Origin of the sequence: Avibacterium avium, assembly GCF_900454535.1 — a bacterium.
In the GTDB taxonomy this organism is placed as follows: domain Bacteria; phylum Pseudomonadota; class Gammaproteobacteria; order Enterobacterales; family Pasteurellaceae; genus Avibacterium; species Avibacterium avium.
In genome coordinates this window covers 637735-656506 of sequence record NZ_UGSP01000001.1, presented here as the reverse complement: position 1 = coordinate 656506, position 18772 = coordinate 637735, and the positions used below count along the sequence as shown (strand labels likewise).

Annotated in this window: 18 protein-coding genes; 12 read left to right on the top strand and 6 right to left on the bottom strand. The window is 41.0% G+C overall.

Going from position 1 to position 18772, the window contains the following annotated elements:
- Positions 1 to 51: 51 nt before the first annotated feature.
- Together DYC50_RS03200 and DYC50_RS03195 are read right to left on the bottom strand one after the other, a co-directional pair.
- The gene (locus DYC50_RS03200; RefSeq protein WP_115248971.1) at positions 52 to 681 is read right to left on the bottom strand and encodes a response regulator; all 630 of its coding nucleotides are present in this window, start codon (positions 679 to 681) and stop codon (positions 52 to 54) included.
- A 19-nt stretch (positions 682 to 700) separates the two neighbouring features.
- Positions 701 to 3193 (bottom strand): class I adenylate cyclase, encoded by a 2493-nt coding sequence (locus DYC50_RS03195; protein ID WP_115248970.1) that lies wholly within the window; start codon positions 3191 to 3193, stop codon positions 701 to 703.
- A 179-nt stretch (positions 3194 to 3372) separates the two neighbouring features.
- Between DYC50_RS03195 and hemC the strand changes: the two genes are divergently transcribed.
- The 7 genes from hemC to DYC50_RS03160 all read left to right on the top strand — a co-directional run bounded on the left by hemC (position 3373) and on the right by DYC50_RS03160 (position 11777).
- Complete coding sequence (hemC, locus tag DYC50_RS03190; protein ID WP_115248969.1) at positions 3373 to 4302, top strand: hydroxymethylbilane synthase; 930 nt, start codon at positions 3373 to 3375, stop codon at positions 4300 to 4302.
- A 32-nt stretch (positions 4303 to 4334) separates the two neighbouring features.
- Positions 4335 to 5087, top strand: coding sequence for a uroporphyrinogen-III synthase (locus DYC50_RS03185; protein ID WP_115248968.1), 753 nt, complete (start codon positions 4335 to 4337; stop codon positions 5085 to 5087).
- A gap of 43 nt (positions 5088 to 5130) precedes the next feature.
- Positions 5131 to 6738: a uroporphyrinogen-III C-methyltransferase gene (locus DYC50_RS03180; RefSeq protein ID WP_172459091.1), complete on the top strand. Its 1608-nt coding sequence runs from the start codon at positions 5131 to 5133 to the stop codon at positions 6736 to 6738.
- A gap of 11 nt (positions 6739 to 6749) precedes the next feature.
- On the top strand, positions 6750 to 8042 hold the full coding sequence (locus tag DYC50_RS03175) for a heme biosynthesis protein HemY (protein ID WP_115248967.1): 1293 nt from the start codon (positions 6750 to 6752) through the stop codon (positions 8040 to 8042).
- A 59-nt stretch (positions 8043 to 8101) separates the two neighbouring features.
- The gene (locus tag DYC50_RS03170; RefSeq protein WP_147284850.1) at positions 8102 to 8539 is read left to right on the top strand and encodes a PNPOx family protein; all 438 of its coding nucleotides are present in this window, start codon (positions 8102 to 8104) and stop codon (positions 8537 to 8539) included.
- A 263-nt stretch (positions 8540 to 8802) separates the two neighbouring features.
- On the top strand, positions 8803 to 10167 hold the full coding sequence (locus DYC50_RS03165) for a diaminobutyrate--2-oxoglutarate transaminase (RefSeq protein WP_115248965.1): 1365 nt from the start codon (positions 8803 to 8805) through the stop codon (positions 10165 to 10167).
- 77 nt (positions 10168 to 10244) lie between these two features.
- The gene (locus DYC50_RS03160) at positions 10245 to 11777 is read left to right on the top strand and encodes a pyridoxal phosphate-dependent decarboxylase family protein (RefSeq protein WP_115248964.1); all 1533 of its coding nucleotides are present in this window, start codon (positions 10245 to 10247) and stop codon (positions 11775 to 11777) included.
- Between the two features lie 74 nt (positions 11778 to 11851).
- On the opposite strand, the gene DYC50_RS03155 is transcribed toward DYC50_RS03160, so the two are convergent.
- Both DYC50_RS03155 and folB read right to left on the bottom strand, forming a co-directional pair.
- Complete coding sequence (locus DYC50_RS03155) at positions 11852 to 12745, bottom strand: DMT family transporter (protein WP_115248963.1); 894 nt, start codon at positions 12743 to 12745, stop codon at positions 11852 to 11854.
- Complete coding sequence (gene folB, locus DYC50_RS03150; RefSeq protein WP_115248962.1) at positions 12742 to 13098, bottom strand: dihydroneopterin aldolase; 357 nt, start codon at positions 13096 to 13098, stop codon at positions 12742 to 12744. Before folB ends, DYC50_RS03155 begins: the two co-directional genes overlap by 4 nt.
- Positions 13099 to 13197: 99 nt before the next feature.
- Between folB and plsY the strand changes: the two genes are divergently transcribed.
- A complete protein-coding gene (gene plsY, locus DYC50_RS03145; protein WP_103853613.1) occupies positions 13198 to 13800 on the top strand; it encodes a glycerol-3-phosphate 1-O-acyltransferase PlsY in 603 nt (200 codons plus the stop codon).
- Between the two features lie 13 nt (positions 13801 to 13813).
- On the opposite strand, the gene DYC50_RS03140 is transcribed toward plsY, so the two are convergent.
- Positions 13814 to 14212: a helix-turn-helix domain-containing protein gene (locus DYC50_RS03140; RefSeq protein ID WP_115248961.1), complete on the bottom strand. Its 399-nt coding sequence runs from the start codon at positions 14210 to 14212 to the stop codon at positions 13814 to 13816.
- Between the two features lie 138 nt (positions 14213 to 14350).
- Here DYC50_RS03140 and DYC50_RS03135 point away from each other — a divergent pair, with 138 nt between their 5' ends.
- Both DYC50_RS03135 and DYC50_RS03130 read left to right on the top strand, forming a co-directional pair.
- A complete protein-coding gene (locus tag DYC50_RS03135; protein ID WP_115248960.1) occupies positions 14351 to 14830 on the top strand; it encodes a hypothetical protein in 480 nt (159 codons plus the stop codon).
- Between the two features lie 13 nt (positions 14831 to 14843).
- Positions 14844 to 15452 (top strand): outer membrane protein, encoded by a 609-nt coding sequence (locus DYC50_RS03130; protein ID WP_115248959.1) that lies wholly within the window; start codon positions 14844 to 14846, stop codon positions 15450 to 15452.
- A gap of 127 nt (positions 15453 to 15579) precedes the next feature.
- Here the strand turns inward: DYC50_RS03130 and DYC50_RS03125 are convergent, their stop codons facing one another.
- Positions 15580 to 16056 (bottom strand): hypothetical protein, encoded by a 477-nt coding sequence (locus tag DYC50_RS03125; RefSeq protein WP_115248958.1) that lies wholly within the window; start codon positions 16054 to 16056, stop codon positions 15580 to 15582.
- A gap of 263 nt (positions 16057 to 16319) precedes the next feature.
- On the opposite strand from DYC50_RS03125, the gene corC reads away from it, so the two are divergent.
- On the top strand, positions 16320 to 17222 hold the full coding sequence (gene corC / locus DYC50_RS03120; RefSeq protein ID WP_115248957.1) for a CNNM family magnesium/cobalt transport protein CorC: 903 nt from the start codon (positions 16320 to 16322) through the stop codon (positions 17220 to 17222).
- Positions 17219 to 18754, top strand: a complete 1536-nt coding sequence (gene lnt, locus DYC50_RS03115) for an apolipoprotein N-acyltransferase (RefSeq protein WP_115248956.1) — start codon at positions 17219 to 17221, stop codon at positions 18752 to 18754. The genes corC and lnt overlap by 4 nt, the downstream gene beginning before the upstream one ends.
- Positions 18755 to 18772: the final 18 nt, after the last annotated feature.

The following is an 18772-nucleotide window of genomic DNA, read 5'->3' as shown; positions in this document are numbered from 1 at the left end:
GTGTTTTTTACCACACTTTTGCTAGGAAATCTGCTGTGTTTGTTTATGCGTTTAAGTGCCTTTATGTTGAAAATAAAGCACAGTAGCAGCAACCCGTGAGTGTACATTCAGTTTACGTAGCAAGTTGCGGATATGCACCTTTACCGTTTCTTCTGAAATGAAAAGCTGAGCGGCAATTTGCTTATTGGATAACCCAGTTGCAATAAGACGTAGCACCTCCAACTCACGATCGGTTAGCGCATCGATTGGATCTTGTTCTGGGCGTTGTTCTAGTAGCAGATCTTTGATGGAATCACTTAAAATCACCTCACCTTGTGCAATGCGTTTGATTTGTCTGAGCAGTAAATCCGGTTCGGTATCTTTGAGTAAATATCCATCAGCACCTGCATCCACAAGAGCGAACACATCATTTTTTGCATCAGATACGGTGAGAATAATAATACGTGCATCAATATTTTCTTCACGTAAGGCTTTGAGTGTGTCAATACCCGATAGGCCTTTCATATTCAAATCGAGAATGATTAAATCGGGTGAAGTCTGTAGGGCAAGATTGATCCCTTCAGCGCCGCTGCCCGCATCACCAACAACTTCAAAGGTTTCGTCTAATTCTAATAATTGTTTAATACCACGACGCATCAAGGGATGATCGTCAATAAGTAATATTTTCATTTTATCAAGCATAGTGATTCCCCATTTATGATTATGATGACACCAATCGACTGTGAAACGGCACTATTGTGATGCCATTTTCTTTTGGTAACAATTGATAAAACTGTGGGTAGTTAAAATTTTTCTGCACAATTTTATACGGATTACTGTTTCCATCCAAGCCCGCAGATTGATAAATATGATTTATCTCATTAATTTTCTGCTCTTTTTGTCCTTCGCAGTTACGATAAATCTCAATATGATTAGCCTCATCTAAAATATAGACGTTAAAGGTGTGATCCAAGTTATTTTCAAAGAAAAATTGTAAAAAGCCTTCACTGGCAAAAGCATCAATTTCGTAAGGATACTGCTTGTGGATTTGCAATGCTTCCTTATTATCAATGGCATCTTGTAATTCTACGTTGAAATCATCGTTATCAAGAAGGGTTGAAGGAGAGATTTCTTGCAAACTGATTCCACGATCTTCAAAGAAAAATTGCCAGTTTTTGCCTGCAACACGCAATAAATTATTTTGTGGTGCATCACTTACCCCAACTTGAATATTTATACATTTATTCACGAGTGCGGTAACAATGTTACGTAGTGTTTTTTGGTAATATTGACTATAGCAAAACACATTTACACTTTTTGGTGGGGTGGAGCCACGATAAATTTTATTAGATAGCACTTTTAAGGCGAGTAAGATCGCATTAGGCCCTTCAAAATGCAAGGTACGAATTTCATTCCATAGATTACGATAAGTGAGATCAATACTGCCCACTAAACTTTTCTCATCCGAACCAAAGCTAAATAAATCACTGGCAACAATCGAGGTTTTTACCTCGGATAAATTTGCCGTGGGATCAGCGGTAAGATTTATCGCCACCACTAAATGTTTAATTTCACAATTATGATTTAATTCATTATTGCTCACTACGGGCACTGAAACAGGCAAGGAAAGGCGTAAATCAGTAACAAAATGACGTAATTTTTGTTGGTTCACATTTGCACTGAAAATATGCAAATCGGTTTTGGGCGTAAGTAGCCGATTGAAATAAGCCCACGCCACCAATTTATTTAAGTTCTCACTATATTCAACATAGCGTGCTTGCTCAAAACCACGAATATCTGGCGTCTGATTGACTAAATACCAGCCATTTTTGAAAGTGCGGTTGTTTTTTACCTCAATAAATGTCAGATTAGCTTCGGATAAATCAGAGGAAATCATTGCATTGAGTAAGGTGATTTTGCCCGGTAACTCTTCAAAGGCGGTATAAAGTTTACGGGTTAAAATGCTAATATCTTGCGGCATTATGCTGGAATTCACCTTATATTTGCGGGCAAATTGCACCAAATGGCGATAGCTAAACATTAGGAATTTGATTAAATTATTATGACTTTCTCGCACCCGTTTGATTTTCCAGCACGCCCGTTGATTCAGCTCTTGCACTAATTCTTTCGGCCAGCCCCAAGTTCTGGCTAAATTTTGCAATTGAGAAAGTCGCCACGTATTTTTTTCTACATTGCTGTTATATTCATTGGCTTTAATGTAAAAACAACGGCGAACAAACTCTAAACGCTGCAAATCTTTTAAGCCAATCAAATAGTTAGTTACGCGATCAAGCATTGTGAGATAAGGATCAAAGTGATGTTTTTTATCTCCATTAAGCAAGCGAGCTTTAAATTCTTGCGCGATAAGGTAAGTGTCGGGATAATCCGCTGAATAGGTTTCTAGCAATAAAATTTTTAAGACGGATTTATAAGGCGAATCGATCCCCTTGTAGAGTTGCCATAAACTTGCACCAAAATATTCATTGGCAGAAAATGCTCCTAAGCCGCCAAAATCCACCCAATCATCAGGATTGATCACCTTTTCTTCGATTAAACGAGCCACTTCATTTTCGTAATCTTTTTCGTTTTCTACCGCTAAATGTAGCCACAATAGGGGTTTACCCGCAAGGCGAATAGCGGAACGATAAAATTCATCAAGCAGCAGCATATATTGTGCTGAACCACAATTTTCTGCGGTTAAAGGATCGGCATAACGAAAGCAGCGGAAGCGATTTTGATCCATTGGGTAAAGATTAATTTCGATCCCTAAGGTTAAAGCCCATTGCTGCAAGGCGTCCATTTTTTTGTGCAATAAGTTGCGATCAGCTGCGCTGATATTTTCTAAATGACACACCCAAATATCCAAATCAGAAATGGACGTTTGGCTGATTGAGGCAATGCTTCCCATCACATACACACCTAAAATAGGCGCGCAAGTGCGGTGTGAAAATAGCGAGTTTTTTATATCCTGTTCCGTGAAATCAAATTGTCTAATTAGGAAATCTTGTTGATAGTCTGACAATTTAAAATCAGCAATCCCTGCTGGCGCATTTTCAATATAACCTGGTAATTTTTCGTGATTGAGATGCAATAACAAGCTAATTGTTTGAAATACTTGCTTAAATTTCTGAGATGTCCCTGAAATTGCGCGTTCAAAACGCACTTTATCAAGATATTCCACTTGCTTTTTAGCACTATTAATATCGTAATTCAATTTATATCCTAGGAAAGAGGGATTGATAAATGAACAATTTCCTCGCATTTTTTGAAAAGAAATTGAAGTATTACTCTATCACTTGCCTCACAGGAAAGCAAAAAAATTAAATGGAAACTGACATTTTTCAGCAACAGTGATAGGATAAGGCAATTATTTCTAATCTTCTTTTTTGCACGATGACGACAAAAAAACTACTCAAAATCGCCACGCGCCGTAGCCCTTTGGCATTATGGCAAGCTAACTATATTAAAGATCGTTTAACTCAATTATATCCACAACTTACGGTGGAGCTTGTGCCAATGGTTACCAAAGGCGATGTGATTTTAGACACGCCTTTAGCCAAAATTGGCGGCAAAGGCTTGTTCGTCAAAGAGTTAGAGAACGCCTTATTAAATGGCGAAGCGGATATTGCGGTGCATTCAATGAAAGATGTGCCAATGCAATTTCCTGCAGGATTAGGCTTGAGCGTGATTTGTAAACGTGAAGATCCGCGCGATGCATTTGTGTCAAATTCTTACCGCACTTTAGATGAGCTACCTGAAGGCGCGGTGGTAGGAACATCAAGTTTACGCCGCCAGTGTCAGCTGAAAGCCTTACGTCCAGATTTGAATATTCAATCCTTGCGTGGCAATGTGGGAACACGCTTGAGCAAATTAGATAACGGCGATTACGATGCCATTATTTTGGCTTCCGCAGGCTTAATTCGCTTAGGAATGGCCGATCGCATCGCTTCTTTCATTGATACCGAAACTTCTTTACCCGCAGCAGGGCAAGGTGCGGTGGGCATTGAATGTCGCACCGATGATCTAGAAACCCAACAATTATTAGCGCCATTGGCAGATGCCGAAACCACCGCCTGTGTGTTAGCAGAACGTGCAATGAATAACCACTTACAAGGTGGTTGCCAAGTACCCATCGCAGGCTATGCGGTAATTCGCGATAACCAGCTTTATCTCAAAGCCTTGGTAGGCAAAACAGACGGCAGCTTAATCATTCGTGCAGAAAATCAAAGTGCGGTGGAAAATTCACAAGAATTAGGCGTGCAAGTGGCAGAAAGCCTGTTAAAACAAGGGGCTGATGAAATTTTACAAGCCCTTGGTATTTGATCGCCTAGGCTTATAACAGCAAGGAAAAGAAAATGGCAGTGTTGGTTACGCGCCCTGATGAAAAGGGCAAGCAACTGGTGGAAATGCTTGCAAAGGCAGGCATTGCAGCCATTCATTTTCCGCTCTTTTCCATTCAGGCTGGGCGTGAACTGAATGATTTACCCCGTCAGCTTAATCAACTCAACACCGGCGATTACGTTTTTGTGGTATCGCAAAATGCGGTAACTTACAGCGCAGAAAGCCTGAAGCAAGCCGGCTTTCAATGGCGAGCAGATTTACATTATTTTACGGTCGGACAGCGAACCGCGCAGGTCTTTTCCAGTCAAACAGAACAGAATATTCATTATCCTTTTCAACAAGAAACCAGTGAGGGCGTGCTTTCTTTATCGGCAATGAAAAATTTGCACGATAAAACCATTTTGATTTTACGCGGTAATGGTGGGCGAGCATTTTTTGCGGAACAAGCCAGTTTACGAGGGGCGACAATTCAAACCTTGGAATGTTACCGCCGCGAACCGCTGATTTATGATAAGGCAGAGCAAGTGAGTATGTTAAAACGCGCTGGAATCAGTGAAATTGTGGTAACGAGTGAAGAAATTTTGCGTTCATTGCTGGATTTTGTGCCAAAAAATGAACATAATTGGTTAATGTCTTGTGGATTAATTACAATTAGCGAAAGAATTGCTCATTTCGCCCAAGAAAAAGGGTGGCAAAACGTGCGTATTTCGCCAAAAGCAAATAATTCATCAATGTTAAATGCGGTATTGCAACGAAATGAAGTTTAATCAGCATAAGGAATAAATTATGGCTAAACATCACGGCAAAAAAATGGGGAAAAATCGTTTAACGGAAAGCTCGCCCGTACAGCCCGTACAGCAAGAAGTCGAACAACACGAAGTAGGAAAAGAAGTAGAACAAGAACCTACTGTTCAAACCAGCCAACAGCAAGCAAGCCAAGAAAGCGAAGCGAATCCCCAAAGCACAGAACAAAATGAGCTGGAAGCACAGCAGGACACCGATTCAAATCAAGCCCAAGTAACGGAAGAGCAAACAACAATGAAAGAAAAAGAGCAAACCCAAGAACGCGATGAATTATCGCAACAAGCGAAATCCTCTGAAACAGAAGCAAGCCAATCAGCTGCTGAGCCACAAACCGTCATTGTTAAAAAAGGCGGTACGGGTGTGGCGATTTTAGCCTTATTGGTAGCGTTAGGCCTAGGTGGCGCAGGGTATTATTTTGCGGAACAGCATTTAACCAAAGTGCAAGGCCGATTAACTGCGCTAGAACAACGCGCTGTGCCAGCCAACGTACAGGGCTTGATGGATAGCGATTTAGCCGCATTAAAACAAGATCAAGCAAAAATTGCACAGCTTGCCCAAACTAGCCAGTCCACCAACGATAAATTAACGGCGTTAGAAAAAATGGTGGAAATCAAGGATCAACAAATCACTTCATTACAAAATCAAGTTAAGAATTTAAGTAATGCACAGAAAACGGCACAGCCGAATGATTGGTTGCTTTCTGAAGCGGATTTCTTATTAAACAATGCGTTACGCAAATTAGTGCTAGATAATGATGTGGATACCGCGGTTTCGCTATTAAAAGTGGCTGATGAAACCTTAAGTAAGGTGTCTGATCCGCGAGCAATGCAAGTGCGTAGCGCCATTAATGCAGATTTAAAACAGCTATTGTCGGTGAACAATATCGATCAAAACGCCATTATGCAACGCCTTTCTCAGCTGGCAAATAACGTGGACGAACTCACCGTGCTAAACGTGAATTTTGATGTTCCAAATCCCGCTAACGAAAAATTAAGTGGTTCTTGGGAAGATTGGAAAGAAAATGCCGAGAAAAGTGCGACCTCTTTCTTAAATCATTTTATTCGCGTTACACCAAAAAATGCCGAAAGCAAAGCCTTGCTTGCGCCAAACCAAGATATTTATTTGCGTGAAAACATTCGTTTACGCTTACAGCTAGCGATTATGGCGGTGCCACGTCAGCAAAATGATTTGTATAAACAATCTTTAGAAACTGTGGCATCTTGGGTGAGAAGTTATTTCGATACCAACACGGAAGTGGCAAAAACTTTCTTAAATGAAGTGGACGAGCTGGCGGAACAATCTATTTATGTCGATGTGCCAACTCAACTTAGCAGCTTAAATATGCTAGATAAACTGCTGAATAAACCATCACAAGAAGTGCAGAAAATTGAAATTTCCGTAGATAAAGATGTGGCTAAAGAAACGGCACAAGAGGCGAAAGCCACCCCTGCAGAACAACCAGAAGCAGACAAAGCTGAAAACAACACAGCGCAAAGCGATGAAAGCCAAAGTGAAAAGCCGAGCGAAAATCAAGCTGACACAGAAAAACAACCTGATGCAGAACATAAAAGTGCGGTAGAAAATTCTGACAAACCTGAGCAAACACAACAGTAGAGGAAATAGCAATGTTTAGAACCCTATTTTTAATGCTGGTGTTACTTGCCGGCTTAATCGCAGGCCCTTACTTATCGGGCAAACAAGGCTATGTGTTGATTGAAACTAATAGCTACAGCATTGAAATGTCCATCACCACCCTTGTGATTTTCTTTGTGATCGCAATGGCGGTGGTATATGGCATTGAATGGATCATCACCAAATTCTGCCGTTTGAGTAACAGCACTTACGGTTGGTTCTCCCGCCGTAAACGTCTTAAAGCACAAAAACAAACCCTTGAAGGGTTGATGCTAATGGACGAAGGGCAATATTCTAAAGCAGAAAAATTGATTGGTAAAAACGCTAAACATTCTGATGAGCCAATCTTAAACTTTATTAAAGCAGCAGAAGCGGCGCAACAGCGTGGCGATGAGTTTGGCGCAAATCGTTATTTAATTAAAGCGACCGAACTGGCTGGCACGGATAATCTACTTGTTGAAATTGCCCGCACGCGAATTTTATTACAACAAAATAAATTACCAGCTGCACGCAGTGCCATTGATAGCCTGTTAGTAATGACCCACCGCAATAAAGAAGTGTTGAAACTCGCGGTTGAGATTTACTTAAAATCCCACGCCTTTGAAGCTTTGGACAAAATTCTTGATCAAGTGGAAAATTCAGGGCTTTATTCCGACAAAGAATTTACCACCTTACAACATCGCGTTGAAGATGGTTTGCTTGATGAGAAAATGAATGAAGAAGGCGTGGACGGCTTGCTTAAATGGTGGGACGATCAACCGCGTAAACGTCAAAATGATCTTTATGTGAAAGTGGGATTAATTCGCCGTTTAATTGACAGTGATGACCACGAAACCGCTTATAAATTGATTTTAGAAGCCTTGAAAAAAGTGGACGACAACAGCCCACTGGCACAACAACTTTGCACGCAAATTACCCGTGTTCAACCAGTAGATAACAGCAAATTGCTGAAAATTATGGAAAAACGCGCGAAACAAAGTAAAGATCAAGGCTGCTGTTGCACAAACCGTGCTTTAGGCTACTTGTATGTACGTAATGGTGAATTTGCTAAAGCGAGTGAGGCATTCAAGAAAGTCATTGAAAATAAAGCACAGCTTGAGCCAAATGATATTACAATGGCGACCTATGTGTTCGAGCAAAACGGTGAAAATGAATTGGCTAAGCAACTTCAGCAAGAAAGTTTGAAATCCGCTATGTCGGTGCAAAACTTGGCCCCTGAAGAAAACGAAAAAACGCCAGAAAATTCCACCGCACTTGCGCAAACGACAGAAGCCAAAAATGCTTAAGGTAAACCTAATGCCCTGTTTTGCAGGGCATTTTCTTTTATGTGATAAAAAATGATGTGATGAAAAATCTTCCCCATAACATTGCACAATTTTTACAACAGCAAACCGTGATGAGCATTGCCGTACATAGCGCACAAGGCTTTTGGGCGGCCAACTGCTTTTATGTGCTTGATGACAGCAATATCAGCTTGATCTTCTTTTCTTCCCTTTCTACCCAACATGCACAAATTATGCAGCAAAGTGATCTGGTTGTTGGCACGATCGCTACTCAAACGGATAAAGTGAGTGAAATTGAAGGCGTGCAATTTAAAGGGCGAGCCATTTTGCTTAATGAAGATACCCGAAAATCCGCCCTTAAACGCTATTATGAGCGTTACCCCTTTGCACGTTTAATGAACACGGATTTATGGAAAATTGAGCTTGATGAAATCAAACATACCAGCAATAAATTCGTTTTTGCCCAGAAAACTTACTGGAAAAGAGCAAGTGCGGTGTAATTTTTGATTATTTTCCCCAAACTCACAAAAATTGCTTTTCTTTCTAGCAAAAAAGGGTACTATATGCCGTCTTTTGTAGGGCTTCGGCTTTACGAAATCTCTGTTTTCCAAATTGGAAAAAATAAAAAAGCTGAAACGCTTTTTTTAATAAGTAGCGAGTCAAAATGCCCCATGGCATCTTATTTTGAGAATAAGAAAGCTTAGGCTTCCCGCAAGGCACCCGACTTATTTTTTTAACCTCTTATCGAAGGTATAGATTAAAAATGACAAACACTCCTGTAAATCCAATCAACAACGCAACCAACGAATATTACCTTACTCGTCAAAATGAAATGGAATCCAATGTGCGTAGTTATCCACGCAAATTGCCATTGGCGATCGCAAAAGCACAAGGCTGCTGGGTAACAGACGTAGAAGGTAATGAATATCTTGATTGCTTAGCTGGTGCAGGTACATTAGCCCTTGGACATAATCACCCAGCGGTGATCCAAGCTATTCAAGACGTATTAAGCAGTGGTTTACCACTTCATACATTAGATTTAACCACGCCATTAAAAGACGCATTTACCGAAGAACTGCTTTCTTTCTTCCCGAAAGATCAATATCGCTTGCAATTCTGTGGCCCTTCTGGTGCTGATGGCACAGAAGCAGCGGTAAAACTTGCTAAAACCTACACAGGGCGTGGTAATGTTATCGCATTCTCTGGTGGTTACCACGGAATGACCCACGGTTCATTGGCGATGACAGGCAACTTAAACGCGAAAAACGCGGTACAAAACTTAATGGCTGGCGTGCAATTTATGCCTTATCCGCACGAATATCGTTGTCCATTAGGCTTAGGTGGTGAAGCAGGTGTTGATGCTTTAACCTATTATTTTGAAAACTTTATTGAAGACGTTGAAAGCGGTGTGGTAAAACCTGCAGCCGTGATTCTTGAAGCCATTCAAGGGGAAGGCGGTGTGGTTACTGCGCCAGTGAAATGGTTACAAAAAATCCGTGAAGTGACCAAAAAACACGGCATTGTGTTAATTCTTGATGAAGTACAAGCAGGCTTCTGCCGTTCAGGAAAAATGTTTGCCTTTGAATATGCAGGCATCGAGCCAGACATCGTTGTAATGTCAAAAGCGGTAGGTGGAAGTTTACCATTAGCGGTGCTAGCCATTCGCAAAGAATTTGATGCGTGGCAACCAGCAGGACACACAGGCACATTCCGCGGCAACCAAATGGCAATGGCGACAGGTTATGCCTCATTAAAAGTAATGCGTGAGCAAAACTTGGCGCAAAATGCCTTAGAACGCGGTGATTTCTTACAAACTGAATTGAAGAAATTAGCCCAGCAGTATCCTTGTATCGGTAACGTGCGTGGACGTGGTTTAATGATCGGGATTGAGATTGTTGATGAGCGTAAACCACAAGATCGCATCGGCGCTTATCCAGCAGATGGTGAACTTGCCGCTGCAATCCAAAAAGCTTGCTTTAACAATAAGCTATTGTTAGAACGTGGCGGTCGTGGCGGTAACGTGGTGCGTATTCTTTGCCCACTCATCATCACCCAAGCAGAAAGCGAAGAATTAATCAAACGCTTTGCTCAATCTGTTGCAGACGCATTAAAAGCCGTGCGTGGCTAATTATTAATCTAGCTAAATGGGGTGTGTAACGCCCCTTTTAGCTATTTTTACCTCAATCATCTTTCAGGAAATTCTCAATGGTCGATTTCGCAAAACACAAACAATCCCTTCTTTGCAATGATCCACAATCTATCGCTGATTATGAAAAAAATATGGCAACAGCAATAAGTGCGGTAGGAAATTGGCTCAAAAATAACAAAATGTACACGGGTGGTAGCATTAAACAGCTACGCGAAGAAATTGCTTTTCAACCCTCTGAGCAAGGTTTTGGCTTAGAAAAATCCTTAGATCGCTTAACGGAATTATTCTTAAATAAAAGCCTAAAAGTGCATCACCCTCATTCTTTAGCGCACTTACATTGCCCAACAATGGTGGCAAGCCAAGTGGCAGAAGTGTTTATTAACGCCACCAACCAATCAATGGACTCTTGGGATCAAAGCCCCGCAGGCTCATTAATGGAAGTGCAACTGATTGAATGGTTACGTGAAAAAGTGGGCTATGCCGCAGGTGATGCGGGCGTATTCACTTCTGGCGGTACGCAATCTAACTTAATGGGTGTGCTATTGGCGCGTGATGCTTGCGTGGCAAAACACTGGCAAAATGCAGAAGGCAAAGAATGGTCTGTACAGCAAGATGGCTTGCCAGCAGAAGCCTTGCAACGTGTAAAAGTGTTATGTTCAGAAAACGCCCATTTCTCCGTACAAAAAAATATGGCGATGATGGGAATGGGATTCCAATCCGTGGTGAGCGTGCCTTGTAATGAAAATGCACAAATGGACGTCAATGCCTTGGCGGAAATTTTGGCAAATCTTAAAGCGGAAGGAAAATTGGTGGCGTGCATTGTGGCAACCGCAGGCACAACTGACGCAGGGGCAATCGATCCACTCAAAGACATTCGTAAATTAGCCGATCAATATGATGCGTGGCTACACGTTGATGCCGCGTGGGGCGGGGCATTACTGCTTTCCAACGACTACCGCCACTGGCTAGACGGCTTAGAGCTGGCAGATTCCGTTACCCTTGATTTCCACAAGCATTTCTTCCAAAGTATTTCCTGCGGTGCGTTTTTACTGCGTGATCCAGAAAATTATCGCTTCATCGACTACAAAGCGGATTATCTCAACTCAGAATATGATGAAGAACACGGTGTGCCTAACCTCGTGGCAAAATCCCTACAAACCACCCGCCGTTTTGATGCGTTAAAATTATGGTTCACCGTAGAAGCACTTGGTGAAGAGCTTTACGGTTCAATGATCGACCACGGGGTGAAACTCACGCGCGAAGTGGCGGATTACATCAAAGCCACAGAAGGCCTTGAATTATTAGTTGAACCGCAGTTCGCTTCGGTGTTATTCCGTGTCAATCCTGCGAACTACCCAGCGGAATTTATTGATAATCTCAATCAAAATATCGCAGACGAATTGTTCGCCCGTGGTGAAGCTAATATTGGGGTAACGAAAGTCAATGGCGTACAAGCCTTAAAAATGACCACCCTTAGCCCAATTGCCACCCTTGAAAACGTGCAAGCCTTGCTCGCTCAAGTGCTGGAAACCGCTGATAACATCAAAGATGCGATCGTTGCCGGCAATTATGTGCCAGCGATTGATTAATCTTTCTAGACGATAATAAAAAAGTGCGGTGAAAAATACCGCACTTTTTTGTTTTTTCGCGTTTATTTATTGCGTTATCCTTTCCGATTACACATCAGCAACCCTAGCACAATTAATGCACCACTGGCGAAATGATACCAATAGAGCGCTTCGCCCAAAACGCTAATGCCAAGCAACGCGGCGAATAACGGCGTTACATTGGTAAACACCGCACCTTTCGCGCCGCCCACAAGGCTTATGCCGTAATTCCAAAAGGCGTAAGATAAAATTGACGGTCCGATAACCAAATACCCAATCATTGCCCAATGGCTCGTAGAGATTTGGCTCATAATCGGCTCGCTGGCGGTTAAAGCTTTCCATAGAAAAACAGGGCTAAAGCACAACATCGCAATAGCAACAAGCAAGGTGAGCATCACGGCGTTGGGTAAGTCTGTTGGACGTAGGCGGATAATGCAGCAGTACAGCGCCCAGCTCAAGGCCGAGCCAATCGCCCATAAATCCCCTTTATTCACATTAAAGTTCAGTAAGGTTTGTAGATCGCCTTGGCTTAATAAACATAATACACCGAAGAAACTCACCACTGCCCCTGCGAGCATTAAAGGGCGAATTTTATCCCCGAAAACAAGACGATTCAGCAATAATACCGCAATCGGCACAACCGCAAGATAAATACTGGCATTAAGTGCGGTGGTGGTTTGTAAGCCCTGATAAAGAAATAACGGGAAAATGACAATGCCGAGTAAAGAAAGTGCGGTCAAAATTTTCCACGTTTTTTGAATAGTGGGATAAAAAGTGATGACACGTTTAGCAAACAGCAATAACAAAATTACCGCAGCGGGAAACCAACGAAGATAAGTTAGCACAATGGGATCCACTTCACGGCTTAACATTTTGCCGAAAATATAATTGCCGCCCCAAAATAAGGTGGCTAAAATCAGGCAAAGATAGCCATAATGCTGTTTGTTCATCTTGTGCCGCGTTCCACAATAATCCCCACATTGCGGGCTTGTGCTACGGCTTTAGGTTTACTTAATTTAATTTTTAACCAGCTCAGCCCATATTTTTGTTCAAGCTGCACTGCCACTTCATAAGCCACGCGCTCAATTAAGAAAAAGGGCTTAGATTGCACATAGTCAATGATAAATTCGCTGACTTCTGCGTAATTTAGACAATATGCCACATCATCACTTTCTGCGGCTTGGCGGCAATCCCACGCCATTTCTATATCAAAAATAAGCTTTTGTTTGATTTGTTGTTCCCAGTCATACACGCCAATTTGAGCGAAAACGACCAATTCTTCAATAAAAATGCGATCTATCATAAAATCCTTCAATATCCTGAAATACTATTAGGCGTATGCTACCAAGTTTATGTACAATAGACGAACAAATTTTTCACTTGACGAATCAGGTAGGTAAAAATGAGCCTTTTCGCCCTTTTTTATATGTTTTGTGCGTATTTGCTCGGTTCAATTTCGAGCGCTATTTTATTTTGTCGCCTAGCAGGCTTACCTGATCCACGCACAACAGGCTCACACAACCCCGGTGCAACTAACGTACTACGCATCGGCGGGCGCTGGGCTGCCTTAGCAGTACTCATTTTTGACATTCTAAAAGGAATGCTTCCTGTATGGGCGGGCTATTATCTTGGCTTAACCCAATTTCAGTTAGGCATGGTCGCACTGGCCGCCTGTTTAGGGCATATCTTCCCCATCTTCTTTAAATTTAAAGGCGGAAAAGGCGTTGCCACCGCATTTGGCGCAATCGCCCCTATCGGCTGGGGCGTGGATCTGTGGATGCTCGGCACTTGGCTTGCGGTGTTTTTGCTCACAGGCTATTCATCTTTAAGCGCAGTTATCGCCGCGATCACCATTCCTTTTTATGTATGGTGGTACAAACCTGAATTCACCTTCCCAGTCGCTCTCGTCTGCTGCCTACTTGTTTACCGCCACCACGACAATATCCAACGCCTATGGCGTGGGCAAGAAGACAAGGTTTGGAATAAATTTAAGAAAAAGTTGTAAAAAACGACCGCACTTATTTTTCTTTACGGTGTTGTGCTTTCAATAACGCAATAATTTCTTTTAAGGATTCAATTTCTTTGTCTTTTTGTTCTAATAGTTGATCTTTATAACTTAACGCTAATTTGAGTTTTTCATTTTCAATGGTAACCGCTTCGCTTGTACCATAATAATTAGAGCTAAGTTGGCTATTCTCACTAATTAAAAAGCAAATATTACGATCATCTTTGACCAATTCAGAAATATCCATATCAAAAATTTGTGCAATTTTCTTTAATTTTTCGTAATGTAATTGCGTTTCTCCACGCTCAATTTTTGCATAACCACTTGGTGATAAATTCATTTTTTCTGCCATTTCTTCTTGCGACCAATGATTCATTTCTCGTATTAATCTAATTTTCTCGTGTATCGCCATTGCCTGCTCCATTTGTTCAATCTCTGCCTATATTGAGCAGAGAACTGTCAGTTTTTTGTGTGGTTTATAGCAACCGAGGTTATGTAGAATCGTATTGCTTTAAAAGCATACATTTTACATATTTAATGAGGTTTATCTATGAAAAATTTACTTAAAATCGCATTTCTTTCTAGTACATTAGCACTTACAGGTTGTGCAACTATTCTCAGTGAGAGTAAATATCCAGTAGCCATTAAATCAGAACCTTCTGGTGCTGAATTTACGATAAAAAATGCAAAAGGTGAAATTATTAGTCGAGGAACTACACCTCAAACAGTAACTCTAAAGGCCGGAGATGGATATTTCAAAAAGGCGGAATACACTATTACTTTCCAAAAAGGAAAATCTATTTCAACGGTTAATGTTACACCTAACGTAGATGGCTGGTATATTGGTAATTTACTATTTGGTGGTCTAGTAGGTTTACTTATTGTAGATCCAATTACAGGAGCAATGTATAAACTTCCAGAACAAGTTATAGGTACATTAAGTACAGGAAAAGAAAGAGCCTTAAATATTATTGATATTAATACACTAACAGAAGAACAGCGCTCCAAATTAGAAAAAATTAACTTATAATGGAATAAATAGTATGAAAAAAATATTATTCGCTGGGTTATTATTTACTTTACCTATTTTATCCCAAGCTGAGGTATTTAATGGGGGCTACTTAGGTGGAGAACTTAGTTTTAATAAACAATCTTTCTCCGTACCGGTCAAAGAAATTGGTTATCCAGAATATCACGGAAATTATACTGGTTCAAACTCCCGCTCTCTAGGTATTGGTGTAATTGGTGGCTATGCCTTTAATTATGGCGATAATTTCGTTGGAATTATTGAAGGTAAATTGACTATCCCCAATAACAAAGTGAAAGATAAAGAAGGAGAAGAGATCGCAAAAGAAAACTTTCGTGTGGGACTTCATTATTTACAAGGATATCAAATTGACAACATTCTTCCCTATATAAAAGTTGGTGTTGAAGCAGGTAATTTTGAGATGAATGAAAGTAACTCAAAATTTAATAGAGTATCCTTTGAAAACAATAATGCATTCGGTTTCAGCTATGGCTTTGGAGTAAAAGTTAAAATGGTAAATAACCTTGTTGCAGGTTTGGATTATAACCGTGTAACCTTAAAAGCGAAAAATGAAATTGAATTTAAAAGCAATAGCATTGCTTTAAATATTAGTTACGCATTCTAAAATATTTATAAAAGCCACTACACTTTGTATGTGGTGGCTTTTTATTCTACAAAATACCCGATTTCTTTCTCTTAAAAAATCTTTTCAAATTAAAGTTAGCTATTTTTTATATCCGAGCTTACACCGTTTACTCATAACCTGCTATATCCCTTAAGAACTGACTCATAAAGTTACCATATTCTTTTTCCCCCACTTGGTAGCCGCCGATATGAATTTTTTCCAAAGAAGAAACGATTAGCTGCTTAGCGTCTTGGTTTTGATAAAATTGCGAACCCGATTTATTATATCCTACGGCTAAATCTCTGATTGTATTCACTGTCGAGCGAATTTTTGCCCCTGCTGTTTTTTGTTCACTAAAATCAAAAGTATCGTTACTTAACAACGCTTGTTTCGCATTATTAGCCATATTATTTGTAGTGTCTAACGATATACCTGTAAGGTGGTTTTTCCAATTTTGTAATATTTGATTATAGGCATTTTGAGTTTTGGCGTGTTCCACAGCTACAACAGAATTTGTTTCAGCATAAACAGGTAAAGTCGGAATGCTTGCTAACATCACAGGCGCTAGCATACACATCACTTTTGATAAACGAAATCGGGGCATCTTTCTCTCCTTAAATAATACAAATAATGATAATGTGCGTTATGCTATGATGGTAATAACTAGAAAACAATCGTCATATTTCAAAAATGTGAATGTGATCAAAATAAAAATAAAATAACGTTTCAAATTTTTACTCCTTATGCATCACAAGGTTTTTAGGTATATATTACTCAATATTCCCCTTGCCCAGCGGTTAAGTTTTGATATGATAGCCCGAGTATATTTTTATTAAACATTCATAAACAAAGACAAGAGATAACAAAATGGCCGATGATAGCCAAAGTACTGGCTTAGAAACAGTAAATAAAAAGAGTTTTTTGCAATCCCTATTTGGGCGATTTTTCCAAGGTGAGCTGAAAAATCGTGAGGAATTGGTGGAGGTGATCCGTGATTCCGAACAGAATGAATTAATCGATCAAGATACCCGTGAGATGATCGAAGGGGTAATGGAAATCGCTGAATTGCGCGTACGAGATATTATGATCCCTCGTTCGCAAATCGTCTTTATTGAAGCAGAACAAGATTTAGATGCCTGCTTGGAAACTATTATTGAGAGTGCCCACTCACGTTTTCCTGTGATCACCGATGAAAAAGACAATATCGCCGGTATTTTGCACGCCAAAGATTTACTCAAATTTTTGCGTTCCAATGCGGAAGAATTTGAGCTTCTCGCCCTACTTCGCCCCGTAGTGATTGTGCCTGAAAGCAAGCGAGTCGACAGAATGTTGAAAGATTTCCGTTCTGAACGCTTTCATATGGCCATTGTGGTGGACGAATTTGGTGCAGTATCGGGCTTGGTAACCATTGAAGATATTTTGGAACAAATCGTTGGCGACATTGAAGATGAATTTGATGAAGAAGACGTGGCGGATATACGTCAGCTTTCGCGTCATACTTACGCAGTGCGCGCATTAACAGATATTGAAGACTTCAACCAGCAATTCCACACCCATTTTGCCGATGAAGAAGTAGATACCGTGGGCGGTGTGGTAATGCAAGCCTTTGGTCATTTGCCGAAGCGGGGCGAAGAAATCACCCTTGAAAACCTGCACTTCAAAGTTACTTCCGCAGACAGTCGCCGCATTATTCAGTTGCGCGTTACCGTGCCTGATGAATGTTTGGAAGAAATGGAAACTCACGAAGAAAATAACGATAACACTCAATGAAATCAGCATTAATTTATCTCATTGCTTTATTGTCAGGGGGATTAGGCGTTTTTGCCTTTTCTCCTTTTGATTTTTGGGGCGCGGCCTATGTTTCCCTATTGGGATTATTATGGGTGGCAAAAACAGCGAAAAAAAGCACCGCACTTTGTGGCGCATTTTTATGGGGCTTGAGCTTTTTTACTTTTGGGGTGAATTGGCTACACGTTAGTATTCACCAATTTGGTGGTTCACCTTTGTGGCTCAGCTATATTTTGGTGGTGTTGCTAGCGGCTTATCTTGCCCTGTTTCCAACGCTATTTACTTATTTAATTCAACGCTTTAAGGTGAATAATCTGGCACTTTATCCCGTGCTTTGGACATTCACCGAATTTTTACGCGGTTGGTTATTTACTGGCTTTCCGTGGTTGCAATTTGGCTACACACAAATCGACAGCCCATTTTCGGGGCTTGCGCCCATCTTTGGTGTGCAAGGGCTAACTTTCTTTGTCATGTGGGTAAGTGCGGTGCTTTTTTCGCTGATTTCTCACCTATTACAAAAAGATAAAAAATGGTTGGTGATCACTTCACAATCGGCGTTGTGTTTAATTGTAAGCGGTTTGACGATCTGGTCATCGTCCGCCAATTATACGCAAGAAAAGCCAGAAAAAGCCTTAACCATCACCCTTGTGCAAGGCAACATTGAACAAAATTTGAAGTGGGATCCTGAATACCTCAATGCCACGCTAGAGATTTATAGCCGTCTTATCGCACAACATTTAGGCAAAAGCGATCTGATCATTCTGCCTGAAGCCGCACTGCCAACACTCGAAAATCGTATTCAGCCATTTTTGGCTTCCTTGCAACAAGTGGCACAAAACACCGGCACGCAAGTAATGATTGGCACCATTTACCAAGACTGGCAAAAAGGGAAATTATTCAATTCCATCATAAACTTAGGCGATCCTGATTTACCTTATAGCGAGCAAACCAGTAACCGCTATAACAAGCATCATCTCGTTCCATTTGGTGAATATGTGCCGTTGGAAAGTTTGCTGCGTCCACTAGGCTCAGTGTTTAATTTACCGATGTCAGCGTTCCAATCAGGGGAAGAAATTCAACAACCATTTTTAGCTAAACAGCGTAAATTTACCCCTGCCATTTGTTACGAAATTATTTTTGGTGCGCAAGTGCAGAAAAATCTGCACGCAGAAACGGATTTCTTACTGACCATTTCCAATGATGCGTGGTTCGGTAACAGCATCGGCCCTTGGCAGCATTTGCAAATGGCCAGAATGCGTGCGTTAGAATTAGGCAAGCCTGAAATTCGCGCCACTAACACAGGAATCACTGCCTTTATTGATGCCAAAGGTCAGGTGATCGCCCAAGCGCCACAGTTCGTGGAAACCACCTTAACCCAGCGTATTGCACCAGCCGTAGGCAAAACTCCTTATGCACAATTAGGTGATATGCCATTGTATTTATTGTGCTTTTTGCTAGTAATATTGCGTGGTGTGAATCTCTTGTTGTGGCGAATGATGAAAAAAAGAGCTTAGCAAACGCTAAGCTCGCCA